Origin of the sequence: Indioceanicola profundi (assembly GCF_003568845.1) — a bacterium.
GTDB classification, from domain to species: domain Bacteria; phylum Pseudomonadota; class Alphaproteobacteria; order Azospirillales; family Azospirillaceae; genus Indioceanicola; species Indioceanicola profundi.
Map to the genome: position 1 here is coordinate 314,804 of NZ_CP030127.1, position 26,076 is coordinate 340,879.

Sequence of the window (26,076 nt, forward strand, 5' to 3'; positions counted from 1 at the left end):
CGCAAGGCCCCGATCCGGGGAAGGGAATATCCGCAGTCAGGACCTTAGACTTCGCGCATCCCGCACCCATCGGTGCCGAAGAGCAGAAGTGAGGCATGGACCAACCGATCAACGCCCTTGGCCGCCCGGATTTGCGTGCGCTGCCGCAGGTGCAGAAGCTTCTGGAAACCGCAGCGGCGGCCGGGCTGCTGGTCAGATATCCGCGCTCGGTGGTGGTGAAGGCGTTGCGCGCGGCCTTGGCCGGGGAACGGGCGGCACTGCGGACCGGCCTCTATTCCGTCTTCGACATGGATCGTTTCTTCACGGATGTCCGGCGTATGTTGGCCGCGGGGGAACTGTCCGCCTTGCGGCGGGTGATCAATGCCACCGGCATCATCCTGCACACCAATCTGGGTCGCGCCCCACTGGCCGATGCGGCACTGGACGCCGTGCGGGCCGCAGCGGGCGCATATTCCAATCTTGAATATGATCTCGAGACCAGCGCCCGCGGCAGCCGGATGCGCGTGGCGGAGCCGATCCTCTGCGAACTGACGGGGGCGGAAGCGGCGCTGGTGGTGAACAACAATGCCGCCGCCATGCTGCTGGCCCTTTCGGCGCTGGCGTCGGGCGGGGAGGTGCCGGTTTCGCGCGGAGAGCTGGTGGAAATCGGCGGCTCCTTTCGAATTCCGGACATCATCCGGCAGGGCGGCGCCCGCCTTGTGGAGGTCGGGACCACCAACCGCACGCGCTTGGCCGACTATGCGGCGGCCATCGGGGCGGACACGCGGCTGCTCCTGAAGGTGCATCCCAGCAACTATCGCGTCACCGGCTTCACTGAGGAGGTGGCGCGTGCCGAACTGGTGGGGTTGGGGCGCAGCCACGATCTGCCGGTGCTGGAGGATCTGGGCAGCGGCAACCTTCTTGAGCCGCCCCCCGGCCTTCCGGCGGAGCCCACGGTGCGGGCCGCTGTCACGGCCGGCGTTGATCTGATCTGCTTCAGTGGTGACAAGCTGCTGGGCGGCCCCCAGGCCGGCATCGCCGTTGGGCGGCGCAACCTGATCGATCGGATGCGGCGGCATCCGCTGATGCGAGCGCTACGGCCGGACAAGATGGCGCTGGCGGCGCTGGAGGCCACCTTGCGCCTCTACCGCGATCCCGTCAGGGCCAGGAAAGAGGTGCCGGTCCTGCGTATGCTGGCGGAACCGGTGGAGGAGGTGGCGGCCCGCGCCGGGCGGCTGTGCGGCGCGCTGATCGGCCTGCCAGGGCTGGAGGCGGAGACGATTGCCACCGACGCCATGGCGGGCGGCGGCAGCCTGCCGGAGGAGCGGTTGCCCAGCCGCGCGGTGGCGGTGCGTGCCGCAACTGCCGGGCCGGAGGAGTTGGCGCGGCGGCTGCGCGCCCGGCCCATACCGGTCATCGGCCGGATTGCCGCAGGCCGGCTGCTTTTCGACCTCCGCACCGTCGCTGAACCGGAGGTCGAAGAGATCGCCGCCGCGATGCGGGAGTTGTTGACGGAGGGCGGGGCATGAGGCCGCTGGCGGTGGGCGTGATCGGCCATGTCGATCATGGCAAGACGGCCCTTGTCCGCGCCCTCACCGGGATCGAGACCGACCGGCTGGAGGAGGAGAAGCGCCGCGGCATCTCCATCGCGCTCGGCTTCGCCTGGCTGGAGGTGCCGGGCGGTGAGATTGATCTGATCGACATGCCGGGGCATGAGCGTTTCGTCCGCACCATGGTGGCCGGGGCGGCCGGCATCCGGGCCGTGGTGCTGGCGGTATCGGCCGCTGAGGGCATCCGGCCACAGACACGCGAGCATGTGGAAATCGCCGGGCTGCTGGGGGTGGAGGCCGGTGTCGTGGCGGTGACCCAGTGCGATCTGGCGGATGAGGCACGGGCGGCGGAGGTCGGTGCGGATGCGGCCCGGCTGCTGGCCGCCCATGGCATGGCGGATGCGCCGGTGGTCCACACCAGCGCCCTGGATGGGCGCGGGCTGCCCGAGCTGCGCGCCACACTAGCGGAGTTGATGCAGCGTGTCCCGGCCCCGGCGGAGCAGGGGCTGGCCTATCTGCCCGTGGACCGCACCTTCGCTGTGGCCGGGTTCGGCACGGTGGTAACCGGGACATTGCAGCGGGGCCGCCTGTCGGTAGGGGAGGAGGTGGAGCTGACGCCCGGTGGAAAGCGCGCCCGCATCCGTGCGCTCCAGGTGCATGGGCGGCAGGTGCAGCAAGCCATACCGGGCGGGCGAACAGCCGTAAATCTGCGCGGGGTGGAGAGCGCGGAGGTCGGGCGCGGATGCGCCCTGGCGACGCCCGGCCTGCTGCACGCGTCGGACTGGCTGGACGTGCATCTGCGCGCATTGCCGGGCGATCACCGGCCGCTGGAAACGGGGCGGGAATACAAGCTGCTGCTGGCCGCTGGCGAAATCCCTGCACGGTTGCGCCTGCTGGACCGGGAGATTCTGCATCCTGGCGAGGCGGCGCCGGCCCAACTACGTTGTGCCGGGCCGGTGGCGGTTCCGGCGCGCGAAGGGTTCGTGCTGCGCGCCGGTTCGCCTGCCAGGACGGTAGCCGGCGGGCGCGTGCTGGACCCGCAGACCCGCCGTCACCGGCGGAATGATCCGGCAGTGTTGGACCGGCTGCTGAGCCTTGCCGGGGCAGGGCCGCAGGAGGTGGTCTCGCAGCTTCTGACCGGCACCGGACCTGCCGGCGTCCTGCTGGACGAGGCGGCGCGGCTGAGCGGTCATGCGCCGTCCTGGGTGATCTCCTGGCTGCCGGAGCTTCAGGCGCGGCAGGTTGGCCCCTTGTTGGTCACGGCAGCGGCACTGGAAGGCTTGAAGCGGGATATCCGTACGGCGCTGGCGGAGCACCACCACAGCGCCCCGGCCTCACCCGGCCTGATGTTCGAGGATGTGTTGGATCGCCTGAGGGCAGCCCGGCCTGTGCTGGAGTTGGCAGTCCAGGAGTTGCTGGCGGGCGGAGAGCTGGCGCGAACGCAGGGGTGCCTGCGGCTACCCGGCTTCCGGCCCAGCACCCTGGCGGCGGAGGGGGAGTTGTCCCGCCGGATCGAGGCGGCTATCCGTGCCGGCGGTCTGCAACCTCCAGACCTGAAGGAGCTGCCGGGCGGCGGATCCGTCGCAATCAAGGCGATTCAGCGCCTGCTTGCTGGCGGCGTTCTGGTGCGGGCGCGGGACCGCGTGCAGAAGCGAGAGCTGCTGTTCCACCGGGATGCCGTGGCGGACGCGGCGGAGCGGCTGGCTACAGCCTTTGCAGCGCGGCCCGAGGGCTTCCTGGTGGGGGAGGCGGGCAGGGTGCTCGGCATCTCCCGCAAATACAGCGTGCCGCTGCTGGAATATCTGGATGGGGTGGGTATTACCCGCCGTACGGATGATCGGCGCACGCTCCGCCCCGAAGGTCTGCGCCCGACCGGTTGAGCCCACCCCGGATGCCCCCTAGCGGGGATGCGACTGGATCGTGAGGATGGGGCGGTGGAGGCGATCGGGGTCTGGTGGCCCTCCCGGTCTTCAAAACCGGTGGCCCGTTTAGCGCGGGTGGTGGGTTCGATTCCCATCCGCCTCCGCCATCCCCGCCAGGGGCCGCTCCTGTTCCTCCAAGAAGCTGCGTAGGTGATTGCGGGTAGCTTCGATGCGTTGCCGGCGCACGCCGACGATCGGGTAAGTGGCCGATGTGGCAAGGCTGAGGATGCTGTTCACCCGGTCCAGCCGCCGGGCGTTCCACTCTCCTCCCACACCGGAACGGCGCTGCGCGATCAGGCGGTCGCGGAGCTGCGCCAGCTCCCGCAAGGTGCGCGCCATCAACTCGCCCAGCGCCGGCCCCTGTTCCTCCAGCGCTTCCTCCAGATGCTTCAGGGCGGCGTAGGCGTGCTGAATGCCGGGCAGCTCACCGGCGGGCAAGGGCTGGGTCATGATGGCCGCTCCGGTCCGATGCTCACCGTGTCGCGGCGCATTTCCGCCGTGGTGATGGCGGCCGCACGGATGGGCCGCTCCCCGCCGGTGGGGCCGGGCACCCAACCCCGGTCGTCACCCGCCGGCCGTCCCGGCGTATCCTGGCGGGGCGGCTGGGTGAAGCGGAAATAATCCTCCGGACGGCCGGCGGAATGGTTTCCGGCATCCAGGATCAGGTGGCGTTCCAGGGCGCTGCCCATCAGCGCCGCCAGATTGGCGATCACGGCCGGCATGCGCCGCCCGGCGACCGCGTTCAGGGCATGGACCAGCGGCGGCAGGGCCGTGGCGAGTTCAGCCGTGCGGTGCATCTCCCGCCAAGGTCGCTCCTCTAGGACGCCGCCAACCCCATGCTCCTCAAAGGCGCGGTCGCAGACCTTGGCAGCGACGGCATGTATGGCCCCGGCGGCCAGCGCGATGCGGTCCAGCCGGGCCGCCATGTCCCGCCGGCCCATGGCATCCTCCGCCAAGGAAAGGGCCGCGGCGGCGGCGGCCATGGCGGAGCTGCCGAAGCGCAGCGCCAGCAGCCGCGGGGCCGCGGACCAGAGCGGCGTGCTGGTCGCGGCGAGAAGGGAGGCCGTATAGACGCTCATCCCCGCGCCGGCCACAGCGGCCGGCGCTCCGGCAAGCCGGGCGAAGCGCAGGGCCAGCGCCCGCCGTCTGCCGCCCTGATCTGCAACGAACTGGCCCAGCGCCGCCAGTGCGCTGAACCCGCCGAAGGCGGTCAGGATGTAGCTGCCGATGGACATGGGCGAGGTGGTGCGGAAAATCCGCAGCATGTTGTACCAGCGGGTCGGCGTCTTCAGGTCGGCGATCAGCAGCAGCGGCCCGACGATGGCCGCACCCATGGCCAGATAGCGTCCGGTCCGCACCAAGCCCTCCGCCCGCCGGTCGCCGCGCAGGTCCGCCAGGGTGGCCAGGATCTGGGCGGAGCCGCCCAGCGCGCCGGCGAAGATATAGCCGGATACCTTCCAATCGAAGGAGCTGGGCTTCAGCGGCGGGCGGCCATGATATGTCGTGTCCCGGTACGGTCCCCAGTCCGGCCGGGGGGCCACAGGGCCGTGCCGATGATCCAGGCGGGAGAGCTGGGACATGGGCTTGCTCATCACGCCTGCCTCCGCCCGCCGAGAAGGGCCGCCGCCATCACGGCCAGCCCCGCCATGGCGGCGATGCCGACGCCCAGGCCCGGCGCCACCCGCTCCGCCGGGCGCGACGGGGCCGTGGGCAGGTTGTAGACCTCCGGCCGGTCGGTCAGTAGGAAGAAGGCGTTCAGCTCCTCAATCCCGTTCGTAGCCCCCGGCGCGCCCGGCGTGCCGTAGAGATAGGCGTTGGGCTGGCCCTGTTCGTGCAACTCCTCGACCCGCCGTTCGGCCCGTTCGTGCAGATCTTCGATCTCGCCGAACTGGATGCTGTCGGTAGGGCAGGATTTGGCGCAGGCCGGTTCCAGCCCGCCTTTCAGCCGGTCGTAGCAGAGGGTGCATTTGTGGGCCTTGCCGTCCAGCGGGCTGAGGTCCACCACGCCGAAGGGGCAGGCGGGAACGCAGTAGCCGCAGCCGTTGCAGATGTCCTGCTGCACCACGACCGTGTCGAACTCTGTCCGGAACAATGCTCCGGTGGGGCAGGCCTCCAGGCAGGGGGCAGGGGAGCAATGCTTGCAGACATCGCTCATCATCAGCCAGTTGCTCTGGAAGGGCGGCATCTCGGTGGCGCGCCCGCCATCGCAGCCCATCTTCTCCACGAACTGCACATGCCGCCAGGTGTGGGCTGACAGATCGACCGTATTGTCGTAGCTCATGCCGCTCATGCCCATATTGTCGGCCGGCAGCATGTTCCATTCCTTGCAGGCCACCTCGCAGGCCTTGCAGCCGATGCACAGCGTCGTGTCGGTGAAGAAGCCGTAGCGTTTGCCGGGCTCGATCTTCACGCCGGCGGTCAGCTCCGCCTCATCGGGGATCATCCCGTCGAGGAAGCTGTCCGTGTAGTCGAGTGCCCGCGCATGAACGCCCATGCGGCCTGTCTCCCTCCTCTAGGTGCGACGCTCCAACCGTCCCCTGCGCAGGGCACAGCTCAAGGCCTTGTTCTCATGCATGCTGGAATTCGGGTCGGCGACCACGCTGGTCAGCACATTGGCGATGTCGCCGGTGGCATAGCCCTTCCAGCCGAAATGCCAGGGCATGCCGAGCTGGTGGATGATGCGGCCATCAATCCGGAAGGGCTGCATCCTGTCGGTCACGAGGGCGCGCGTCTCCACCTCGCCCCGTGGGGTGGACAGCACCACCCAGTCCAGATTGCGGATGCCGAGATCGCGCGCCAGTTCCGTGGAAATTTCGCAGAACCCCTCCGGCTGCAGTTCGGCCAGGACCGAAACCGACCGGGTCGGCGTGCCGCCGGAATGATGCTCCGTCAGCCGGTAAGTGGTTAGCATGTGCGGATAGCGCGGGTCCCCCGGCGCGTGGATGGGATTGTCGTCGCGGACCCAGCGCTTCGCAGCCGGATTGCTGTCCACCGGGTGGAACTGGTTCCGCACAGGGGATTCGATGGGCTCGTAATGGCTGGGCAGCGGGCCATCCTTCAGCCCGCTGGGCACGAACAGGGCGATCTGCCCATCGGGCAGCATGATGAAGGGATCGCGCCCGTACAGCGCGTCCATGCCGGTCGGGTTCTGGTCCCAGTCCGGTTCGTAGCCGGGCGGCTTGTCCGTCTGGAAGTCGATCTCGTCGGGACCGACCCACTTGCCCTGTTCCTCGTCCCACCAGACAAGCCGCTTCCGCTCCGACCAGGGCTTGCCCTCCGGGTCGGCCGAGGCGCGGTTGTAGAGGGTGCGGCGATTGGCCGGCCAGGCGAAGCCCCATCCCAGATGCGTGCCCGGCCCGTCCGGCCCGTCCGGCACGCGCGACCGTGTCTGGTTGTGGTCCTGATCCGGGAAGGCGCCGGCATAGAGCCAGCAGCCGCAGGCGGTCGATCCGTCGTCCTTCAGCTCCTTGAAGCTGGCGATCTGCTTGTTGTCCGCAACGGTGAAGCCGTTGATTTCGCGCAGCACAACTTCGGCGTCCGGGTCCTGCTTCGGGCCGATCAGCGGATAATCCCAGGCGAGATACTGGATCGGCCGGTCGCGTTCGAGCGTGCTGTCGGCATAAAGCTCCTTCAGGCGGCGACCGAGATGGACCATGAACCACAGCTCCGACCGGCTGTCGCCCGGCGCTTCCACCACCTTGTCATGCCACTGCACCAGGCGGTGGGTATTGGTGAAGGTACCCGCCTTCTCCCCGGCGATGGAGGCCGGCATCAGGAAAATCTCGGTCCTGATGTCCTGGGGCCGCAGCCGCCCCTCCACCACATCGTCGCCTTCGTACCAGAAGCTGGCGCTTTCGGTTTCGGTGAAATCACGCACCACCAGCCAGTCCAGATTGGCCAGGGCCCGCTGCACCAGCCGTGAATTGCTGCCGCCCACCACGGGGTTCTGGCCCAGCAGGAACAAGCCCTTGATGATCCCGTCCTTCATGGCCAGGGTCATGGGAAGCTGTGAGTGGTCGCCGACGATCTTGGGCACCAGATCGAAGCAGTAATCGTTCTGCTCGACCGCCGCCTTGCCGTACCAGGCCTTCAGCAGGCTGATGTAGTATTTCGGGAAATTGTGCCACCAGCCGGTGGGGGACGTCTCCGCCTCCATGAAGGATTTCAGGTCGCTGTGCGGCTTGCTGACATGCGGCTGCGGCAGATAGCCCGACATGAGATTGTACAGGGTCGGGATGTCGGTGCTGCCCTGGATGCTGGTATGGCCGCGCAGCGCGATGATGCCGCCGCCCGGGCGTCCGACATTGCCCAGCAGCCCCTGGATGATCCCGGCAGCGCGGATGATCTGTACGCCCACGCTGTGATGCGTCCAGCCCACGGCATAGGCGAAGGCGCTGGTGCGGTCCCGCCCCGAATTGCGGGTCAGCGCCTCGCAAACCTTCAGGAATGCTTCCTTGGGGCAGCCGGTGACCCGCTCCACCATCTCCGGCGTGTAGGCGGCGTAGTGCCGCTTCAGGAGCTGGTAGACGCAGTGCGGATGCTGGAGCGTGGGGTCCTTGGTCGGCGGCCGGTTGTTGAAGCTGCGAACCTTCTCGTTGAAGTTCTCCAGCGTCGCCAGATAGTGCTCCGCCAGGGCGGACGGCACCGTCTGCCCCTCATACTGCCAAGTGTCCTGGTTGTAGGTGAGCTGCTCCGGGTTCCAGCCGGAGAAGTAGCCGCTATCCTCCGTCGGACTTTCGAACCCCGGCTCGATCACCGTGGAGATGTTGGTGTAGGAAAGGGCGAACTCCTTGAACCAGCAGTCATTCTCCAGGATGTAGCGGATGATGCCGCCCAGGAAGGCGATATCCGTGCCGGCCCGCACCGGCGCATGGAGGTCGGCCATGGCCGAGGTGCGGGTGAAGCGGGGATCGGCATGGATCACGGCCGCACCCTTCCTCTTCGCCTCCATGACGAAACGGAAGGCGATCGGGTGATTTTCGGCCATGTTGGAGCCCATCACGACAATGCAATCCGCATTGGCGAGGTCCCATTGCGGCATTGTCGCGGCGCCGCGGCCGAACGTGGCGCCCAGACTGGGCACCGAGGATGAGTGTCAGACCCTGGCCTGGTTTTCGATCCAGACCATGCCGAGCCCGCCGGAGAAGAGCTTCTTGATCGTATAGTTCTCTTCATTGTCCAGCGTGGCCCCGCCCAGCGACGCCATGCCCAGCGTGTGGTTCACGGCGGTGCCGTCGGGAAGCTTTTCCACGAAGGTTTCATCGCGCGTCCGCTTCACGCGCTGGGCGATGCGATCCATGGCCCAGTCCAGCGGCTTGCGTTCCCAATGGGTGGAGTAGGGGGCGCGGTACAGCACCGTATCCAGCCGCCGGGGCGAGGTGAAAAGGCCCAGCGTGGCCGCCCCCTTGGGGCAGAGCGTGCCCTGGTTGATCGGGCTGCGCGGATCGCCCTCCACATGGATCGGCTTGCCGTCCTTGGCGTAGATGAGCTGGGCGCAGCCCACGGCGCAGTAGGGGCAGATGCTGGTGCCGACCTTGTCGGCATCCTCCAGCCGGGGGCGCAGTTCGCGGGACATGCTGCTGATCGCGGCTTCATGCTTCTGGTCGGCGCCGGCAAGCTGGCGCGGGATCGACCATTCGCGCAGGAAGTTCCGCAGGCGGCGTGCGGGTCCGTGGCGGCGGATACGCGGCATCTCTACCTCCCTTCTTCTTCCCGGCATCAGAGCGGGGCCACGTCATAGGCTGCGTCGGCAATGACGTCCTCGGCCGGGCCGTAGCTGACCACCACAGGCGTTCCGGCACGGTACAAAGCCGGCAGATCCTGTGGCTCCACCGGGGCCTTGTGCGACAGCACGAACATGCGGGTGCGGCCTTCGGGTGTCCGCAAGTGGAACCGTCCCTCCTGCACCGCTGATATCACCCCGTGCATGTGCCTCATGGCCTGTTCCGGCTGACCCATCTCCCCTTTGCAACTCCTGATCCGGCGGGCGGTTCCTTGCGCGCGCGTCGAATTTCCAGATCAGAAGATGCTGATATCAGCCGCGGAATTCCCCTGCCGCACGACACGGCCGATCACGGCCGCGTCGCCATAACCGAGGCTATGCAACTGTTCGACGCAGCTTTCCGTCTGCTCCTCCGGCACCCCCGCTAGCAATCCCCCCGCCGTCTGCGGATCGAACAGCAGGGCGTGTCGGGACGAATCGGCGACGGTGCCTTCGATGCAGGCGAGCGCCTGGTTGGAGGGCGCCAGGGTGGAGGCGACACCGGCATCCAGCGCCGCCAGTGCGCCGTTCAGAACCGGCAGCGCCGCCAGCTCAAGCTCCGCACGGCAGGAGGAGGCGCGCAGCATCTCCGCCAGATGCCCGGCAAGGCCGAACCCTGTCACGTCCGTACATCCTGCGGCGCCGTGCTTCCGCAGGCAGCGGGCGGCAGCGCCGTTGTCCTGCTGCATGGCGGTCAAAGCGCCCGACAGATGCCGCGCCGCCGCCTTGCCCTGCATCGCCCCGGCCAGCAGCACCCCGGTGCCGAGCGGCTTGGTCAGGATCAGCCGGTCGCCGGGCCGCAGCCCGCCTTTGCGCAGCAGCGGCGCGCCGTCGGCTACCCCGGTCACCGCAAAGCCCAGGGCTATTTCCCCCAGCTCGGCGCTGTGTCCGCCGATCAGCCGCGCGCCCGCTGCGTCCAGCACCTGAAGGGCGCCATGGAGCATTTGGAACAGATCCTCCTCCTGCCAGGAATCCGGGCCGTGCGGCAGGGCGGCGATGGCCAGGGCGGCCAAGGGCCTCGCCCCCATGGCATGGATATCGCCCAACGCATGCACCGCGGCGATGCGCCCGAACAGCCAGGGGTCATCCACGGGGGCGCGGAACAGGTCCACTGTCTGAAGCACGGCTCCGCTGCCGGGCGGCAGGTCCAGCACTGCGGCGTCATCGCCACTGGCGGGGTCGATGCCCAATCGGGTCATCACCCGCTCCAGCATGGCGCGGGGCAGCTTCGCGCCGCAGCCGGCGCAACGCATCGGGGCGGCCTGGTCGGCCCGCATTGTTTGCTCCCGGCGATGCCGGGGCGGCATCAGCGGCAGGTCCTGGTAGGTCTGCATCCAGCGCCGGTCGATCCGGTCCTTCCAGCGCCAGACCCATCCGCCAGCGGCCGCAAGGGAACCACGGGCGGCCACGGCCTGCCCGTCACCGGTGCCTACCAGCCGCAGGAACCGGCGCTGCGGCACGAAGGACAGGGGCGGCTGTCCCGCCAGAGCGCGGCGGAGATTGCGCTCCAGCGGCGGTCCCTGACGCACGGCGAAGACGCCAGCTTTTTCCCGCGGGTAGGGGAGGACCGTGGCGATGTCGCCGGTGGCAAAGACGGCGGGATCGGTCGGGCTTCGCAGCCGGCTGTCCACCGCCAGGAAGCCGCGTTCGTCCAGTTCCAGTCCGGTGGTTTTCAGCCAACCGGGCGCCGCTGCGCCCGTGGCCCAGATTGCGGCATCGCATGACAGGCGCCTGCCATCGGTCAAGGCGACGGTATCGTCCGTGACTTCAGTTACAGCGACGTGCTCCGTTACCCGGATGCCCCGCCGGTCCAGTTCCTTCGCCAAGCGGCGGCGGGCGGTATCCGGAAAGCTCGGCAGCAGCTTGCCGCGGGTCAGCAGCGTGATGTCCGGCCCGCAGGCTCCAACCCCTCCGAACCGCGCCCACAGGGCCAACGCGATTTCCACCCCGGCGGCACCGCCGCCCACCACGGCAAGTCGCGACGGCTCCGGCCGTTTGGCGAAGCGCTGCTCCAGCGCGTCGAGCTTGGCAAGGAAGGTCTCAACCGGCTTTACCGGGATGGTGTAGCGGGCAGCGCCCGGCACAGTTCCGATATCCGGCGCGGCGCCGATGTCCAGGGACAGGATATCATAGGGCAACGGCGGACGGTCGCGGCAAAGCAGCAGGCGGGCGTTCCGGTCCAGGCCTACGGCCTCCCCTTGGATCAGCCGGACTCCGGCGAAGCGGGCAAGCGCTGCCAGATCGATATGCGCCTCGTTCCGTCGGTACTGCCGGGCGACCAGGCCCGGCAGCATGCCGGAATAGGGCGTCTCCAGGTCGCGGGTCACTAGAGTAACCTGGACGTTCGATGGCAGGCGCATGCCGAAGGCCTTCAGCACATGCACATGGGCATGCCCGCCGCCAACCAGCAGCAGCCGAACCGGGCTTTCCGCAGGTCTCACCACACGTTTCCTCCAGACGCCGGAAAGGGAACTGCCGGGGCGGTCCTGTCTGAAACCCCATCCTGCGGACAGGGTTCATCATGCCGTGTCATGAGTTCCCTGCGCTAGAGAAGGCGCGTCGATGCCAGGGCGGTGACGTCCGTCCCCGCAGCGCGACCTTGGCGTCCGGCTACTGTTGGATTGCCCTCCCTCGACCGAGGGAAGGGACCCAACCCAGGAGGACAACGATCATGGACAAGGATCGGAGCGAAGGTTCGGCCAAGAAGATGAAGGGCGACCTCAAGGAAGCGGCCGGCAACATCACAGGCGACTCCAAGATGCAGAGCGAAGGGCGGAAGGATCAGACGGAGGGCAAAATCCAGAACGCCATCGGCGGAATCAAGGACACCCTTCGCGGCGACAAGCACTGAACCGGCAGGGGCCGTCGCGCAGATTGCTCGGCGGCCCCATCCCGGTCCGGCCATCAGGACGGGCTGGTTTTCGACACCACGCTGACACGGCCGTCCCCTTCCAGATAAGCGGCCCTGACGTGTTTCGGGTCATCGACGCCTTGTTGCCTGAGCTGCGCCATCAACTCCTCCTCCGTCATGTATTCCTTCTCCAGGTTGCGGCGCAGCACCCGGCCGTCCTTGACCAGGCATAATGGCGATGGACGCGTGAACCGCTGCAAGGCCGGAAAGCGGTAGCCCAGCCAGTCGATGGTGATGTTCCAAAAAATAATGGTGCCGACCAGGATCACGCCCTCGGTGATGGATTTGTATTCCTTAGCCATGGCGTTCTGGGCCGCATCGGCGATCAGGACCACGACCAGCAGGTCGGCGATCCCGATCACGCCTGTCTGCCGTTTCAGGAAAAAGCGGAGGAACAGGAACAGGGACAGGTACATGGCCGTACCGCGGATAAGGATGTCCAGAATTCCGTTGGTCGGAACGAACATCGCTTTCCAGTCCACCTGGAACAGAATATCCACGGCGCGTCTCCCTGCCCTTTGCCCAAGCCGCTCCTGCAACCACGGCCGGGGCGCGGCATCACTGTCCGCCGGACCATGATTTTTATTGGTGCGGCAGCATCCCTGACGGGTTGACCGGACGGCCTGTGGGCTACAACGCCGTCCCATGCACGGAGCGCGGCGGCATAGAAAAAGCCACATTGCAGATTTTGAATTACTGTCAGGTAAAAGACAAAATATACCTCTTTATAAAGAGAATGCATATCTATTCTGGGTTATGGCGCTCATAATCAATCATCTGTTAATCGTCGCCTGTCAGGGTTGCACCTCTTTGTTGGAAGAGGGCGGGTGATGTTGCGCAATGGGATTTCGCTACTGCCGGCACGATCACGGGGACTCTCGCCGCGAGAAAAGTTGGCCCAGTATCTCCACGTCTATGTGGCGCCTACGGCAAGTTGCGGGCTTGGCCTGTTCACGGCACGGCCGCTCCGCACGGGCGACGTGGCCCTGGCCATCGATGATCCGGCCTATTTCGTCAATGCGGCTCCCCGCGCTCATCTGCTTGCCAATGGTTTCGGGCATGAGGACATCTTCCAAGTCGGCCCGGACCTGTTCATCCCGCCCTATGGCGCCCAGGACGATTTCACAAACCACAGCTGCGATCCGAACTGCGGATTGAGTGTCGGCGTCAGCGGCTTCCGGATGACCGCCCTGCGGCCCATCGCGGCCCATGAGGAGCTGACCTACGACTATTCCACCCATCAGGAACATCCGCTCGAGGATATGGAGTGCCGGTGCGGGGCGGCTTCCTGCCGCGGTGTGGTGCGCAGTTTTTCCACCCTCCCGGCGGAGCTTCAGGCCCGGTATCTGGAGCTTGGACATGTCGGAATGTTCGTCCGCAATGTGCCGGCTGCAATTCCCGCCTCTTTGATCCGCGTGGGCTAGATGCTCCGGGCGGTGGTCGATCTAGCGCGCCCGCTGCGCTCGTCCCTCCGCCGCCCGCGCAGTATCGTGGAACTGGCGGTGCTGGGAGCGCTCGCGTCGGCGGCGGTTGTGGTCGTGACGACCTCCGGGGCGGCGCTCTACCTGGAAAAGGCGGGAAGCGAGGGGCTGCCTGCCCTTTACATGGCCCTGGCCTGCGTCTCGGTTCCGGTCGCCTATCTTTTGTCCGAGGCGCTGGGGCGCTGGCGGCCGACGCGGGTGTGCCGGTGGCTCGGCCTGGTCGCGTCGGCAGCGCTTGCCCTGGCCGGGCTTCTGCCGGCGACGGCGGCTATGTCCTTCAACCTCCTTCTGACCAGCTATCTGCTGGAAATCCTCTATGACACCATGTTCTGGATCGTCGTCGGGGAATTCCTAGCAACCCGTGATCTGAAGCGGCATACGCCCTTCCTGGCCATGTCATTCGGGCTGGGCGGCGTTCTGGGCGGGGCAGGCGCCGCCTTGATTTCGCTGTGGATACCGTCCGGCGGACTGCTGCTGGCCGCGGCACTGTTTCTGGGACTGAGCGTGGTGCAGCTTTCCCGGATCGAGCGTGGTCTCCAGGTCCTGGGCGACGGGGAGGAGGAGGACGGTGCGGACGGAAGTCTGCTGTCGGCGTTGCGTACCCTCGCCGTAGCCGCGCAGGGATATCCGATCATTGCCCTGATCGGCCTGTCAGTCTTCGCCATGTCGGCGCTGTTCTGCCTGCAGGACTATCTCGCCATGCGGGTCTATGCCGACCACTTTCCGGACGCGGCTACGCTGACGCCCTTCCTGTCCCTGGTCTTTGCCGGGCAGCAGGCGCTGGAACTGGTGCTGCTCGCGACCGTCACGCCGCTGGTCCTGAACCATGCCAGGCCGCTGCTGCGCAACATACTCTTCCCGGCGTCTTCGCTCGCAGGGCTCCTGCTGCTGCTTGCAGGCGGTGCGCTTCCCGCGGCCCTGCTGCTCCACGCCAACGCCAACGCCGTCTCGAACGCCCTGTTCGAACCGGTAAAGAGCCTGAACTATGCGGCCGTGCCGGCGCGCATCGCGGGACAGCTCAGGATCTTCGTCGAAGGAGTCGCATATCCGCTGGGCATCGCCTTTGCCGGCGCGGCCCTGCTCTGGCTTCAGAGCCCGGAGGATGGGGCCGCCGGGCGTATCCTGCTTGCCGCCTTTGCGGTGCTGGGCGCCTTCGCGCTGACCTCCGCCGCTGTAGGCGCCTCATTCCTGCCAAGCCTGATCCGGTCGCTCCGCCAGCGCAGCCGCATACTGGACAGGCGATCCGGCCCGCCGCTGCCTGACCTTGAGGCTCTGCGCAACCATCCCGATCCGGAGGTGCGGGCGCTGGGCGAAACCCTGATCCAACGTTTCGGTTCCCCGGATGGTGCGGAGAGGGAGGATACGGAAACCGCGCCGCTGCCTGCATGGGTAGATGACGCGGTTTTTCTCAGCCGGGACGAGGATGCGGAAATCCGGATTGCGGCCGCTGGTCTTCTCGGCAGTGCTCCGCCCGGCTGCGCCGCCGGCGTGTCCGCCTTGGGAGTGCTGCTGGAGGATGAGGTTGCCGCCGTACGCCACGCCGCAGCACCTGCCCTGGCCAGGCACGGCAATGCCGGGGTCCGGGCCGTTCAGGGGCTGCTCCGGTCTACCCGACCGGAGGTCGAGTGTGCAGCGATCCGCGTCCTTGGACTGGCAGGCAGCCGGCTGGCACGACGCATCCTGCGCGCCCATCTGCGCCCGCTGTACCGGGTGGCGCGGGCTAACCAGGCTCAGATGCGGGCGGTCGATGCCTCGTCTGGCCTTCTGGCCTCCTCCCTTTACGGGACTCCGGAGACGGTAGGAATGCTCGCGGCGGAGCTGGCGGAAAGGAACCGGCAGATCATCTGGCGGGTGCTGACGGTGAAGGCCGCCCTGGGCGACCGGCGCGAGGTGAATCTGCTCTACAGCCTTGCACAATCCCGGAATCCCAGGGTGCGCTCCAATGCCGTGGAGGCCCTGGCAAGCCTGCCGACCGGACGCCTGATCCGACCGGTGATCGGCTTGTTGGATGGGGAAAGCGGCGTCGACCTGCCGCCCCTGCTGGTTCCGGACTGGTCGGCTGGCGGACTGATCCACTCCCTGTCCGGCGGCGTGATCGACATGGCGGCCCGGCTGGCCGGCAATCCGCCGCCCTATGATGCCGCCACCGCCGAACGGGCCGACCTCGTGCTGTTCCTGAAGTCGGTGAAGGATTTCGCCTCGCTCGCTTATGAGGATCTGGCCGCGCTCGTGCGGCAGGTTGTGCCCTGCGTACCCGCCGAAGGGGAGGTCCTGCTGCCCGCTGTCGGCCCCTCCGGCGACCTTATCGTGGTGCAGGGCGGGGAGGTGTGCCTGGAATGGAACGGGTATGAGGTCGCCAGAGCCGGAGCGGGTGAGGTAGTGGGGCGCTATTTCGCCGATAGCGGCGCCGGGACCGCTCCTCTGGTCCGCGCCCTGGCTGGCGCCCGTGTGCTGCTGATACCGCAGGCCGCCATGGCCGATCTCGCGGCGGAGCACCCGCACATCCTTGCCGCAGCCCTGAGTACGCTCGAAAGCCGCCTGATGCGGGCCTATGCCGCGCTGGCCCGCCAGTCCGCTGGAACCGCTCCGCCGTGGGGTCCCGGCGCGGCGGAGCCGGATATTCCCTGAGGAATGCTGCCCATGCACCTCGCCTACCGCATCCTGCTGACCCTGGCTGTCACGACCGGCGCTCTCTTCGTTGGCAATGCAGCTCTGTTGCACGGCATCGTCTCCCGGGAATTTCAGCAGCTCGAAACCCAGGCCGCCCTGCGCAACGCGCAACGTGCGTTGCATGCCGTGGCAGGGAATCTGGCCCAGCTACAAGCCTCCACGCTGGATTGGGCGCTGTGGGACAGCGCGCATGGCTTCATGCTGGGCATCGACCGTGAAGACTTCATCAAGGAGAACCTTGTCCTCCAGAGCTTCCAGGGGATCGGCGTCGAACTGATGTATTTCATCAGCCCCGCCGGCAGGGTGGTCTGGGGGGAACAGTACGACCTCTCCGCTGAAGAACGCCGCCCCGCCTCGACGGCCTTGGTCGGGGCATTGATCGATACAGCCTGCGGCCAGACGGACGAGTGCGGACCACTGCCGGCGCGAAGCGGATTCCTGAGCGTTGGCGACACCATGCTAATGGTCGCGGCGGCTCCAGTGCTGCGCGCCGACGGGTCGGGGCCGCCTGCCGGCACGCTGATTATGGGACGGGAGCTCACAGAGAGTCTGGTGGAGCAGTTGGGCAACCAGGTGCAGGTGGCCTTCACCCTGGAGCCACTGGGCGAGGCGCCGGCTGCGGTTCCCGCGCCGGCGGGAGAGGGCGCCTCCCGCTTCCATGTTCAGGCTGTGGACGACGGATATCTGCGGGTCCGCACCACGCTCCCCGACTTCCAGGGCGAGCCGCTGCTGGAGCTGGAGGCGCTGCTTGAGCGGAGCATCAGCCGGTCCGGCAGGGCCATGGCGAATTACGGGCTGGCACTGTCCGCGATCATGCTTCTGGCGACCGGAGGGCTAACCCTGTGGATGCTGCGGCGTCAGGTTCTCCGCCCCGTCGCCGCCCTGCTCGGGCGGGTGCAGATGGCGCGTGGCGCGACACCCGAAGCCCTGGCCGGTGGGGGCGATGAGCTTGAGGTGCTGGCCGCCGAGTTCGAATCCACCTTCCGCCAGCTGGAGGATACCCGTCACCGGCTGACGGAACAGAGTTTCTATACCGGTATGGCAGAACTCGCTGGGGGCATGACGCACAATCTGCGCAACACGCTGACGCCGATCTCGGTCCGGCTGTGGCGGTTGCAGGCCCTGACGGAAGACGGGCTGCTGACCCGCCTGCAGGCCGCGGCGGAAATGCTGCCGGATGTGGAAAGCGACCAGCGTGCGGCCATGGCGACGAAGTACCTTCGGGTCGGCTTGGCCGAAGCCGCTGGACGGGCAGGAGCGCTGGCGGCGGATGTCCAAGTCATGACCGGGCAGATCGAACAGGTGGAGCGTATCCTGGCCGATCATCAGGCCTTTACGCGGTCGGGCCGGAAGCTGGAGGCCGTGGAGGTTGCTAGCGTAATCTCCAGCGCCGCACGCCTGCTCGCAAGCGGCGGCACCGCGAGGCTTATCCGCAAGGGACTTCACGACCTGCCACGGGTGTATGGACATTCCATCATCCTGGCCCAGGTGTTCGGCAATGTGCTGATCAATGCGGAAGAGGCCATCCTGGCGGCCGGACGCGGGCCGGGGATCATCACGGTGTGTGGACGGTTGATGGAAACGGACGATCGCAGTTTCGTCGAGATCGAGGTCACCGACACCGGACAGGGAATAGCCATGGAGAACATCGACCGCGTCTTCGAGCGCGGTTTCAGCACCAAGCGCGTCGGGACGGGCGGCATCGGTCTTCACTGGTGCGCCAATACCCTCGCAAGCATGGGCGGCGCCATCTCCGTGAGCAGCCCCGGACCGGGACAGGGGGCGACCGTCACCGTGCGATTGCGGCCATGTAGCGGGTCGACCGGAGTGGGGATAGCATGAATGCGCCCTTCCGCGTGCTGGCGGCCGATGATGAGCGGCTGATCCTGGAGGGCTACCGCATATTGATCGAGCAGGCCGTGGCGGCCCCGCCGGGTGACCTGTCACGGCTGGAGGCGGCCCTGTTCGGGCTTGGGGAGGCGCATCCCTCGCCATTCCTGCCGACGGAAGTGGTGTGTGTTCCCCAGGCCGAGGCGGCGGTGGAGCAGGTGCGCCGGGGACTTGCGGAGGGGCGCCCCTTCGCGCTGGCTTTTCTCGACTACCATATGCCGCCGGGCAGCACCGGGATCGAGGCGGCCAAGGCGATCCGTGCGCTGGATGACCGGATCCAGATCATCATCGCCAGCGGCTATACCGGCGCCGATCCCGCCGAGATGCTTCGCGAGGTGCCCCCCGCCGACCGGATAAGCTTCCTGCCGAAGCCGTTCCGGTCGCGGGAGCTGGCCCGCCTGATCGAGGCTTCCCACGCCGACTGGAAAGCGTGCAGGGACAGCTCCGAGAGCGGGCCGCCGGCGGGCTGACTCTGAAAACCAGGCGCGGTGTCACACCAGGACCGACTGCCCGATCGCGGCCCCGAATTGCGCCCCGATTTCCACGAGCTTGGCGGGATGCGTCCATAGCGCCCGCAGACGCTGAAGCAGGATCGGCAGGGCAGCAAACCCATGCCGCGCGGCCACTCTGTAGCACCGCAGCGGGAACGCGCGTGTCCGGTAGCGCAAGTCCAGTTCGGAATCCTCTGCCGCACAGCTGTCGCACCATTGAATGCCCGCTCCCAGCAGCGAGCCGTCCTCATGCATCTGGCGGACGGCCTCCATCACCAGCAGCACGCCGGGCGACTGCCTGGCGGCGGGGTGGTTCTGGTCATAAGCAATCTTGAAAGCAAAGCTGCCGGGGGCTGCCAGGAAAGTGACCAGCATCGCGACAGGCCGTCCGCCGACCCGCAACTCCGTCACTGATACCCGTCCCTTTTCTCCCCCGCCGGTCAGAAGCTTGCGGAACGTCTCACTCTGCCCCGGAACGCTCGCCATGGCGGTTCCGGCCTTTCCCTTCCAGCCGCTGGCCTCCAGACGCAGGAACAGATCCGCTACGGCTGCCATGTCGTCGGCCTGCCCCCGCTCTATGATCTCGACGGGTCCGAGTTTGGCAAGGTTCCGATGTTTCCGGCGCAAGGCCGCTCGCCCTTCCTTCGAAACATTGGTGGAAAGATAGGTCTCGAAGTCCGACGAACATTCATAGATATGGGACTCTTGCCGCTTCTCCACCCAATCCAGGCCCGATGCGGCGCCCAGATGGCGCACGACCGCGTCGTGCAGCCTGTTCCCCGTCGGCAGCAGTTCCATGTCGAGCACGTTGTACCAGCCCGGTCCCTTATGGAACCAGGCGAGGAAGGCGCCAATGCACGCATCCTCGTAACCTGCCCGGACCAGCGGCATGCAGCGGAAGGTCAGTTCCGAGTGCCACATTTGCAGCCGGCCGACAGGTAGGAAGGGATGCAAGAGACTGTTCTGAAGCGGAAAGAACCCGATGAGGCGCTGAGAGCGCGGGTCGTCCCTGGCTTGCCCGAAGACCAGGACAAAGCGGCAGGGTCCTGGACCATTGAGATGCCGAAGCATCGGCATCAGGACCCAGGGCGCGTAAAACACATTCGGCCAGGATGCATGCTCGGCCAGATCTTCCCACTGGGGAATGAAAGGCTCCAGCGCAGCAATATTTCCAACGACCTTCACCGAGGTTTGCATGTGAGGATCGGGAAACGGCTGGTCGGATCGCGACCGCTCCAATGTAATCATGATGATATCTGTCAATGGCCCGCTGAGGCGGCCGGAAGCCGAATGTGGCCGTTCCCCAGCCGTGGCGCTGGGCTGGGCACGTATGTGCAGGTGCCTTTACCTTGACGAGCAGAGCGTGTCGGGTCAAGCTTGCATAAGTGGTGCGCCTGCGGTGCCACGATGGGGCCACTCTCCCCAGGACGAAAGGGTTCCGTTCCGCCTGATGACGCCATCGACACGACCTTTTCGCGTGGCTACGGCGAAGCCCGGCATGGGATTCCACCGTGGCCGGGTTTTCCGTTCAGGGCTGCTGCCAGCTTTGGATGCCATGTCCTGAGACGGGAAATCGCCGCGAACACCGGACCGGGGCTGGATGTTCCACGCCGGTCTGCCGCTTCCGACAGGACAGGGCGTAAGTACCTGGATTCTCAGGGCGCTTTCAAAATATAGATTCGTAATACCACGCCAAAGTCACAGTATGTGAGGTTAAATAGCCCGGTAATAACCTGATCAAATATATCCACTTGATAGACTCTTACTGTGGCCGAGTAGTGACAAAGGGTGTTTTTAAGATTCTGTTTACTGTTGGGAAGCAGCCTCTGCAGCGTTCTGGCAACGCGAATAGAGGCAATGCACATGGCGACTACATATACGCGGCCCTTCGGTCCCGATGCTCCGTGGAACATTCCTGTCGCGGGACTTCAGCGGGCTCCCAACTCGTCGGCTCTTGCCGACGCCCTTTGGAACGATGCACCCTCGGCGCGGGCAGGGAACTTCAATCTCTCCTTCGACGGGTATACCTATCCTGTCTACGAAGCCACCGACGCTACGGGCTGGTATACGGTCAAGACCCAGTGGTCGACCAACATCAACGGCACGAAGATTCCATGGAATCCCGCCTGGAAGCCGGCCAACGGGTCCGATGCCCAGGTGATCGTGCTGGACCCGGCCACCGGGCGCGAGTGGGATCTGTGGCAGGTTTCGTTCGACGGCAATACCGTTTCCGCGACCAATGGCTCGCTGGTGCCGGGCGACTACCGCACCTATGAGGGCGGCAATGTTCCCTCGCGCGGCGTCGGCATCCAGTATCTGGCCATGCTGGTGCGCCCGGAGGAGATCGCTCAGGGCAAGATCGAGCACGCGCTGTCCCTGCCGATCCGCAACACGGACGGAACCAGCTATGTGGCACCGGCCACGAAGCTGGAGCATCCGGGACGCGGCGCCGGCATTCCCGAGGGCACCCGCTTCGCCCTGAACGTGTCTGATGCCGAGATCAATGCCTGGCTGAAGTCCCTACCGTCCGACCTGTCCGAGCAGACGCTCCGCTCGGCCAAGATCATCGCCGAGGCGCTGCGCGACTATGGCTGGTTCATTACCGACACGTCCGGTGGCGCCCACTTCCAGTTCGAGGACCGCGCCACCGCAGGTAAGGAATGGGATGCCCTCGGTCTCGGCTCCAACACGCCGGGCCGTAGCGTGACCGACCTGCTGGACGGGCTGCTCACCGAAAACCGGATCTATTCGGTCGTTCCCAGCGACAAGTATCCGCCGGACGTCTTCGGCGGCGGTTCGTCGCCTAGCGAGCCCGTGCCGGAGCCGACTCCGGTGCCGCCGGCTCCGGAGCCGAAGCCCGAACCCAAGCCCGAGCCGAAGCCGGAACCGACCCCCGATCCGAAGCCCGATCCGGCACCGGACACCGGTGACTCCGGCAGCGACAATGGCTCCGGTTCCTCCAGCGGGTCGGCCTATGGTTACAGCCTCAGCAACCGCGACGCCGTTCCGGGCACGTCCAGCCTCTCCGGCAAGACGATCGAAAAGTCCGGCTCCTACACCCTGAAGACCGGGGAAATGAACCTGGCGCTCAAGGGCAGCGCCGCGACCGGCATCGGCAACGGGTCGGACAACACCATCACCGGCAACTCCGCCAACAACAACCTGTCCGGCGAGACGGGGAACGACAAGCTCTATGGCGGGGCGGGCAACGACACGCTGTATGGCGGCGTCGGGAACGATGTCCTGTTCGGCGGGGCGGGCAAGGACGTGCTGAATGGCGGCTCCGGCCGTGACATGCTGATGGGCGGCTCCGGAGCGGACACCTTCCAGTTCGGGCATGTCAATTTCAGCAAGCCCGGCTCCACCAACCGTGACGTCATCCTGGATTTCCGTCACGGCGAAGGGGACAAGATCGATCTCTCCGGCATCGACGCCAGCACCAAGAGCTCCGGCAACAATGCCTTCACCTTCATCGGCACGGACTCTTTCTCCGGCAAGGCGGGGGAGCTGCGGACCGTGATGCGGGACGGGAAGCTGATGGTCGAGGGCGACGTGGACGGCAGCGGGAAGGCCAACCTCCAGATCGAGCTGGTCGGCGTCTCCTCGCTCGACGCCTCCGACTTCGTGCTCTGACCCAAGGGATCGCTGCCGGGCATCGTTCGGCAGCGATTTCGTTTGCGGCGGACCGGACGGCTAAATCCGGTCCACCTTCTGCCAGAGCACCGTCCGCTGCCCTGTCAGATGCTGTACCAGCCCCTCGGCCACGCCCAGATTGCCGCGCACCACATAGTAGGCAAGCATCGGCAGGCGCCATTTCCGCTTGCGCCGCTCTCCCACCAGACCGAGCGCAGCCAAGGCATAGAAGCCGATCTGCCCCAGAAGGGTGAGCTGGAACGCCAGCGGCACCGGGCCAGCGGCGAACAGGGCGATGTTGCCGATCAAGGCTACCGCCATGAGGAACGGCAGGAACAGCCGCAGAAATTTGTGCGAGAACAGGAAGAAGGCCGCTAGCGGGCTTGCCCAGGGCCAGTTGCCTGGCTGCAGGAGAAGCTGATGGCGTCCTGCGGCCATGCGCTGGCGCCGCTTGGCATCGTCGCCCATGGTGCGCGACGACCGGCGGATGCTTCTGGCCTGCGGCTCGTAGATAACCCGGCAGCCTGAGCGCAGTACGTGCAGGCATAGAAAAACATCGTCATTGATCATGTCGGCGGGAATGCCCGGATACAGATTCCGGCGGATCGCCAGCAGCGCGCCGATTACGGAAACGGTGGACCCCAGCGCCGACTCCCAGCGGCGGATCGCCGCCTCATATCGCCAGTACAGACCCTCTGAGCGTGCCACCGTCGATGAGGTCGGGCCGTGCCGCTCGATCCATGTGGTGATGTCGCCGCTGGCCAGCCCCACCTCTGGGTCATGGAAATTCCGGACCAGATGCCCAATGGCATCGGGCTCACAGATGGTGTTCGCGTCGGAGATGACGATGACGTCGCCGCTCGCATGCTGCACGGCCAAGTTCAGGGCGTTGGCCTTGCCCTGGCGTTGTGGCACGGCCAGCACTTCGACCCCCCATGCCGAATAGCGCCGGGCAATGGCCTCCGTTTCATCCGTGCAGCCGTCGCAGACCACCAGGATCTGCAGGTCCGGATAGCGCAACCGCTGCAGGTTCTCGATCTTCTCGGCGATGATCGCCGCCTCATTGTGCGCAGCCGTGATCACCGTGACCCGGAGCCGGTCGGAGGCGGTGCGGACCGGCCGCCGGAACCAGCGCGCCAGGCACCAGAGCAGGGCGGGATAAAGGATGTAGTGGAAGGCCTGAAGCCCAAGGGCGACGACCACGATGGAGGCGATAAGGATGAACATCACCCGCAGCCCCTGCTGTTGCGCTAAGCTCGGCATGCGCCTGCTTCGCCGCCGGCGGCAATCCCCGCGGCTGCGCTGCCTCCCCTTTTCTTTATGACCGCTCTAAGCCGCAGGATCAGCCGATACAGCGGGTTTACTACCACTGGACCCTGGCGGTCCGGGAGATTTGATCCAATAAGTGAAAGGCGACGTTCTGTGGATCACTCTCGGAGAGGAGCAGTGACGGCAATAGGAACAAGGGCCAAGTTCATCGCCGGCGGCAGCCTTGCCGGCGGAACCCTGGCCGGGTTAGCCATCGCGTTCGCAAGTCCCCAGCATCTCTCGTGGATGAAGTCGGCGGAGCGGTTGGCGCCTGAGAACGTGGCTGCCTATGAACGCCCCTATGGGGCCGGAGCACCCTGGAACGTTCCGGTTGCCCGGCTGGAGCGTCATCCGGAGTCCAAAGCTCTCGCTGAGATGCTGTGGAACGGCGCCCCGGCGGCGCGGCCCGGCAACTTCAATCTCTCCTTCGAAGAATACACCTACCCGGTCTATGAGGCGGCTGAGGCCACCGGATGGTATCCGGTTAAGACCGACTGGAATTCCAACATCGACGGAACGAAAATTCCCTGGAACGACGAATGGAAGGCGGCCAGCGGCACTGACAGCCAGGCTATCGTCCTCGATCCGGAGTCCGGGCGCGAATGGAACCTCTGGCAGGTTTCCTTCGATGGGGAAACCGTACAGGCCCGGAACGGGTCGCTTATCGAGGGGGACTACCGCACCTATGAGGGCGGAAACCAACCCTCCCGCGGGTCCGGCATCCAGTATCTCGCTATGCTTGTCCGGCCCGAGGAGATCGCGCAGGGAAGGATCAGGCATGCCTTGTCCATGCCGATCCGGAACACCGACGGCAGCCGTTTCGTCCCGCCGGCCACCAAGCTGGAACACCCCGGTCGTCCGCCCGGCATTCCGACCGGCACCCGTTTCGCGCTGGATGTGACGGATGCCGAAATTGACGAGTGGCTCGCGTCGCTGCCGCCCGAACTGCCGGAACAGACACGGAACTCCGCCCGGATCATTGCGGAGGCCCTGCGCGATTACGGCTGGTTCATCACGGACTCCTCCGGCGGAGCCCATTTCCAGTTCGAGGACCGTGCCAGTGCCGGCTCGCAATGGGATGCGCTCGGGCTCGGCCTGATCGATGTGGAGTGGAAATCCTATCCGACGGACCTGTTGGACGGGCTGCTTTCGGCCGACCGCATCTATGCGGTTCTGCCTGGGAAATCCGGGGCGCGCTGAACCCGGGTCGGTGGCGGGAAGGGAGCCCTCCTGAATCCAGGGCGTCCGGGGCACTGTTCGGGGAGGGGCGGCCTGATGGACTGGCATCGCGTGCAGGTCGGCGGGGAACCCGGTTCCGCGTGCCTGGACGGAATCTCCTACGATCCCATCGAAGATCTGGCTGCGCTCGGCCGGGAATGGCGGGATCTGGAGGAGCGCGCCGACGGGCACTTCTTCCTGTCATGGCTCTGGATCGGAACATGGCTGGAGTGCCTGCCGGGTCAGGCCCGGCCTCGTCTGTTGCGCGCCAGCGCGCAGGGGCGGACAGTTGCCTTGGCCGTGGTAGTTCCCACCTTGCGGCGGCGCTGGGCGTTTCCCGGCCGGGTCTGGCTGCACGAGACCGGCGATCCCGATTATGACCGCCTCACCATCGAGTACAACGGCCTTCTGCTGGACCGAACCTACGGGGCATCTCTGCTACAGGCCTGCGTGGACCGCCTGCTCAGGGAACTCGGGCCGCTCGGCGAGGTCAGAATCCGCATGGCGGAACCGGGGGTGGTCGAGGCGCTCCGCCCGCTCCAGGCGCAGTCCGGGCGGTTGGTGCAGGTATCCGCTTCCAGTTGCTGTTACGGTGTCGATCTGTCCGGCTTGCGGCAGCGCGGTCAGGACTATCCAGGAAGCCTTGGCAGCAGCACCCGCGCCGCGCTTCGCCGCTCCCTGCGGCTCTACGAGGGTCGGGGGGCGCTGACGGTTGAGCATGCCGGGTCGGCCGAAGAGGGGCTGGCCTATCTGGCGGAGTTGCAGTCGCTCCATGACCGGCGCTGGACGGCACGTGGAGAGCCCGGCGCCTTTGCGGGGGAAAGGATCGGCGACTTCCATCGCCGTCTGGTCGCCAGCGGGGTTCCGGCCAGGCAGGTGCGCTTGACCCGCTTCAGGGCCGGATCGCATGTGATCGGATATCTCTACGCTTTCATCTGGCGGGGGGTGATCAGCTATTACCAGGGCGGCTTCGACTATGAACAGGATGGACGGCTGAAGCCTGGACACACGGCCCATGCCCTGGCCATCCAGGATGCTCTTGGCACGGACGCGCGCCTGTACGACTTCCTGGCCGGCGACGCTGGCTACAAACAGCTGCTCGGAACCCCGATCACCTTCCTCAGCGATGTCACCCTGTACAGCGGGCCGCACTTCGCCAAGGCGGTGAATCTCGTGCGGGCGGCGCGGCGCAGGCTGAAGCCGCGGGCGGACCAAGGCATGGAGACAGCCGCGCCCGCCCAGCGCGTCTGACCAGAACAGGA

Annotated in this window: 19 protein-coding genes and 1 tRNA gene; 11 read left to right on the forward strand and 9 right to left on the reverse strand. The window is 66.6% G+C overall.

From position 1 onward, the window contains the following. Nucleotides 1-95 precede the first annotated feature (95 nt). The 3 genes from selA (at nucleotide 96) to DOL89_RS17765 (ending at nucleotide 3,558) form a co-directional block, all read left to right on the forward strand. Nucleotides 96-1,508, forward strand: a complete 1,413-nt coding sequence (gene selA, locus DOL89_RS17755; protein WP_119680713.1) for an L-seryl-tRNA(Sec) selenium transferase — start codon at nucleotides 96-98, stop codon at nucleotides 1,506-1,508. Then, nucleotides 1,505-3,409, forward strand: a complete 1,905-nt coding sequence (selB, locus tag DOL89_RS17760; RefSeq protein WP_119680714.1) for a selenocysteine-specific translation elongation factor — start codon at nucleotides 1,505-1,507, stop codon at nucleotides 3,407-3,409. Before selA ends, selB begins: the two co-directional genes overlap by 4 nt. A gap of 56 nt (nucleotides 3,410-3,465) precedes the next feature. Further along, a tRNA-Sec gene (locus tag DOL89_RS17765) sits at nucleotides 3,466-3,558 on the forward strand. Here the strand turns inward: DOL89_RS17765 and DOL89_RS17770 are convergent. From DOL89_RS17770 to selD, 6 genes are all read right to left on the reverse strand, one after another. Continuing rightward, a complete protein-coding gene (locus tag DOL89_RS17770) occupies nucleotides 3,518-3,901 on the reverse strand; it encodes a hypothetical protein (protein ID WP_119680715.1) in 384 nt (127 codons plus the stop codon). The two genes, DOL89_RS17765 and DOL89_RS17770, sit on opposite strands and share 41 nt — an antisense overlap. Next, nucleotides 3,898-5,043: an NrfD/PsrC family molybdoenzyme membrane anchor subunit gene (gene nrfD, locus DOL89_RS17775; protein ID WP_119680716.1), complete on the reverse strand. Its 1,146-nt coding sequence runs from the start codon at nucleotides 5,041-5,043 to the stop codon at nucleotides 3,898-3,900. Before nrfD ends, DOL89_RS17770 begins: the two co-directional genes overlap by 4 nt. Beyond that, a complete protein-coding gene (locus DOL89_RS17780) occupies nucleotides 5,043-5,945 on the reverse strand; it encodes a 4Fe-4S dicluster domain-containing protein (protein WP_119680717.1) in 903 nt (300 codons plus the stop codon). The genes nrfD and DOL89_RS17780 overlap by 1 nt, the downstream gene beginning before the upstream one ends. Nucleotides 5,946-5,963: 18 nt before the next feature. Next, a complete protein-coding gene (gene fdh / locus DOL89_RS17785) occupies nucleotides 5,964-9,143 on the reverse strand; it encodes a formate dehydrogenase (RefSeq protein WP_119680718.1) in 3,180 nt (1,059 codons plus the stop codon). A 26-nt stretch (nucleotides 9,144-9,169) separates the two neighbouring features. Continuing rightward, a complete protein-coding gene (locus tag DOL89_RS17790; RefSeq protein WP_162937640.1) occupies nucleotides 9,170-9,337 on the reverse strand; it encodes a hypothetical protein in 168 nt (55 codons plus the stop codon). A 132-nt stretch (nucleotides 9,338-9,469) separates the two neighbouring features. Next, complete coding sequence (gene selD, locus DOL89_RS17795; protein ID WP_119680720.1) at nucleotides 9,470-11,653, reverse strand: selenide, water dikinase SelD; 2,184 nt, start codon at nucleotides 11,651-11,653, stop codon at nucleotides 9,470-9,472. 230 nt (nucleotides 11,654-11,883) lie between these two features. On the opposite strand from selD, the gene DOL89_RS17800 reads away from it, so the two are divergent. Further along, nucleotides 11,884-12,063: a CsbD family protein gene (locus tag DOL89_RS17800; RefSeq protein ID WP_119680721.1), complete on the forward strand. Its 180-nt coding sequence runs from the start codon at nucleotides 11,884-11,886 to the stop codon at nucleotides 12,061-12,063. A gap of 53 nt (nucleotides 12,064-12,116) precedes the next feature. Here the strand turns inward: DOL89_RS17800 and DOL89_RS17805 are convergent, their stop codons facing one another. Next, on the reverse strand, nucleotides 12,117-12,623 hold the full coding sequence (locus DOL89_RS17805) for a DUF421 domain-containing protein (RefSeq protein WP_225890030.1): 507 nt from the start codon (nucleotides 12,621-12,623) through the stop codon (nucleotides 12,117-12,119). 393 nt (nucleotides 12,624-13,016) lie between these two features. Between DOL89_RS17805 and DOL89_RS17810 the strand changes: the two genes are divergently transcribed. From DOL89_RS17810 to DOL89_RS17825, 4 genes are read left to right on the forward strand one after another with little or no spacing between them, the layout of a single operon-like run. Beyond that, the gene (locus tag DOL89_RS17810; RefSeq protein WP_162937641.1) at nucleotides 13,017-13,547 is read left to right on the forward strand and encodes an SET domain-containing protein; all 531 of its coding nucleotides are present in this window, start codon (nucleotides 13,017-13,019) and stop codon (nucleotides 13,545-13,547) included. After that, on the forward strand, nucleotides 13,548-16,232 hold the full coding sequence (locus tag DOL89_RS17815) for a cyclic nucleotide-binding domain-containing protein (RefSeq protein ID WP_119680723.1): 2,685 nt from the start codon (nucleotides 13,548-13,550) through the stop codon (nucleotides 16,230-16,232). Nucleotides 16,233-16,244: 12 nt separating this feature from the next. Continuing rightward, nucleotides 16,245-18,116 (forward strand): sensor histidine kinase, encoded by a 1,872-nt coding sequence (locus tag DOL89_RS17820; RefSeq protein ID WP_162937643.1) that lies wholly within the window; start codon nucleotides 16,245-16,247, stop codon nucleotides 18,114-18,116. Beyond that, nucleotides 18,113-18,634 carry a response regulator gene (locus DOL89_RS17825; RefSeq protein WP_119680725.1) on the forward strand — a complete coding sequence of 174 codons (522 nt, stop codon included), beginning with the start codon at nucleotides 18,113-18,115 and terminating at the stop codon, nucleotides 18,632-18,634. Before DOL89_RS17820 ends, DOL89_RS17825 begins: the two co-directional genes overlap by 4 nt. 21 nt (nucleotides 18,635-18,655) lie before the next feature. Here DOL89_RS17825 and DOL89_RS17830 read toward each other — a convergent pair whose 3' ends face one another. After that, nucleotides 18,656-19,576, reverse strand: a complete 921-nt coding sequence (locus DOL89_RS17830; RefSeq protein ID WP_205574721.1) for a GNAT family N-acetyltransferase — start codon at nucleotides 19,574-19,576, stop codon at nucleotides 18,656-18,658. 942 nt (nucleotides 19,577-20,518) lie between these two features. Here DOL89_RS17830 and DOL89_RS17835 point away from each other — a divergent pair. Continuing rightward, entirely contained in the window at nucleotides 20,519-22,288 is a 1,770-nt protein-coding gene (locus DOL89_RS17835; RefSeq protein ID WP_162937645.1) for a type I secretion C-terminal target domain-containing protein, read from the forward strand. Nucleotides 22,289-22,348: 60 nt separating this feature from the next. Here the strand turns inward: DOL89_RS17835 and DOL89_RS17840 are convergent, their stop codons facing one another. Continuing rightward, nucleotides 22,349-23,551, reverse strand: a complete 1,203-nt coding sequence (locus DOL89_RS17840; RefSeq protein ID WP_119680728.1) for a glycosyltransferase family 2 protein — start codon at nucleotides 23,549-23,551, stop codon at nucleotides 22,349-22,351. 183 nt (nucleotides 23,552-23,734) lie between these two features. On the opposite strand from DOL89_RS17840, the gene DOL89_RS17845 reads away from it, so the two are divergent. Both DOL89_RS17845 and DOL89_RS17850 read left to right on the forward strand, forming a co-directional pair. Next, nucleotides 23,735-24,796, forward strand: a complete 1,062-nt coding sequence (locus DOL89_RS17845) for a hypothetical protein (protein ID WP_162937646.1) — start codon at nucleotides 23,735-23,737, stop codon at nucleotides 24,794-24,796. A gap of 75 nt (nucleotides 24,797-24,871) precedes the next feature. After that, nucleotides 24,872-26,065 carry a GNAT family N-acetyltransferase gene (locus DOL89_RS17850; protein ID WP_119680730.1) on the forward strand — a complete coding sequence of 398 codons (1,194 nt, stop codon included), beginning with the start codon at nucleotides 24,872-24,874 and terminating at the stop codon, nucleotides 26,063-26,065. Nucleotides 26,066-26,076: the final 11 nt, after the last annotated feature.

What these genes read in the sequence shown, in the direction of transcription:
- selA (WP_119680713.1), top strand. Translation starts at nt 96, where the DNA reads ATGGACCAACCGATCAACGCCCTTGGCCGCCCGGATTTGCGTGCGCTG.
- nrfD (WP_119680716.1), bottom strand. Translation starts at nt 5,043, where the DNA reads ATGAGCAAGCCCATGTCCCAGCTCTCCCGCCTGGATCATCGGCACGGC.
- DOL89_RS17820 (WP_162937643.1), top strand. Translation starts at nt 16,245, where the DNA reads ATGCACCTCGCCTACCGCATCCTGCTGACCCTGGCTGTCACGACCGGC.
- DOL89_RS17825 (WP_119680725.1), top strand. Translation starts at nt 18,113, where the DNA reads ATGAATGCGCCCTTCCGCGTGCTGGCGGCCGATGATGAGCGGCTGATC.
- DOL89_RS17835 (WP_162937645.1), top strand. Translation starts at nt 20,519, where the DNA reads ATGGCGACTACATATACGCGGCCCTTCGGTCCCGATGCTCCGTGGAAC.
- DOL89_RS17830 (WP_205574721.1), bottom strand. Translation starts at nt 19,576, where the DNA reads ATGTGGCACTCGGAACTGACCTTCCGCTGCATGCCGCTGGTCCGGGCA.
- DOL89_RS17840 (WP_119680728.1), bottom strand. Translation starts at nt 23,551, where the DNA reads ATGCCGAGCTTAGCGCAACAGCAGGGGCTGCGGGTGATGTTCATCCTT.
- DOL89_RS17800 (WP_119680721.1), top strand. Translation starts at nt 11,884, where the DNA reads ATGGACAAGGATCGGAGCGAAGGTTCGGCCAAGAAGATGAAGGGCGAC.
- DOL89_RS17850 (WP_119680730.1), top strand. Translation starts at nt 24,872, where the DNA reads ATGGACTGGCATCGCGTGCAGGTCGGCGGGGAACCCGGTTCCGCGTGC.
- DOL89_RS17815 (WP_119680723.1), top strand. Translation starts at nt 13,548, where the DNA reads ATGCTCCGGGCGGTGGTCGATCTAGCGCGCCCGCTGCGCTCGTCCCTC.
- selB (WP_119680714.1), top strand. Translation starts at nt 1,505, where the DNA reads ATGAGGCCGCTGGCGGTGGGCGTGATCGGCCATGTCGATCATGGCAAG.
- DOL89_RS17770 (WP_119680715.1), bottom strand. Translation starts at nt 3,901, where the DNA reads ATGACCCAGCCCTTGCCCGCCGGTGAGCTGCCCGGCATTCAGCACGCC.
- DOL89_RS17780 (WP_119680717.1), bottom strand. Translation starts at nt 5,945, where the DNA reads ATGGGCGTTCATGCGCGGGCACTCGACTACACGGACAGCTTCCTCGAC.